The sequence below is a fragment of the Escherichia sp. AM3 genome, assembly GCF_032029835.1.
GTDB lineage: Bacteria > Pseudomonadota > Gammaproteobacteria > Enterobacterales > Enterobacteriaceae > Escherichia > Escherichia coli.
In genome coordinates, this window is record NZ_JAVUPQ010000447.1 from 1 (window position 1) to 761 (window position 761).

1 protein-coding gene is annotated in these 761 nt (G+C 54.9%); it reads right to left on the reverse strand.

Annotation, left to right across the window (positions count from 1 at the left end; all coding sequences use genetic code 11):
- Positions 1–761, reverse strand: a 761-nt coding sequence (gene tssK / locus RTW80_RS26505) for a type VI secretion system baseplate subunit TssK (protein WP_312721064.1), incomplete at both ends; no start/stop codon positions are given.

Genomic DNA, 761 nt, shown 5'->3' on the forward strand with positions numbered 1-761 from the left:
ATATCGGCCTGCCAGATACCGTCACGCAGATGCAGCGGCAGATTGACCGCTCTTGGCGACAGTACGGTATGCAGCGCCCGTTTGACTTCCGGTAACAGTGTTTTAAATGTTTTGGTCAGATCATGATGATCATACACATCAAGCGGGCAGGGCAGGCGCGACGGCTCGGTAAAGGTCATCAGTTCACCCAGCAACCCAGCAAGATCAAGGTAGAAATCTTCCGGGTGGAGCTGGGATCGGCGGGCGCGATGGGTAAACCGGGTCTGGTTACGGTTAAGTAACTGCAACATCATAAATTCCGCCACATCCGCGATGCCGCTCTGCGCCGGAGAGCCAATACGGTTTGCCAGATCGCTTGCCCGTCCGCCAATGGCCCCCTGTACCTCTTTGAGATAAACACGCAGTTTCTTACTGACCTGAATATTCTGGCAGGAGGGGATAAAATCGTCATCCAACGTCAGGGAGCCATCGGCATGGCGATTGCTGATACGGCAAAGCGGGAGCGTAATATAGGCGCTCATATCTTCTGCACCGCTCATAATGCGCGGCGTCAGTTGACCCAGCGTCAATGTTCGCGCGTCACCTTCTTCTGAATGCAAATCCCGGACATCGGCATAATTCAGCCGGTAACGCCCGATTCGCCGTCCGTCGCTGATTTCATTTCTCACATCACTGGCGACCGGCAGAGCGAGGTAGATATTGCGGCTTCTTTCGTCCGGAAAATTTTGCGGGTGCAGCGGATCGGGCAGTGCGTCCTGGTC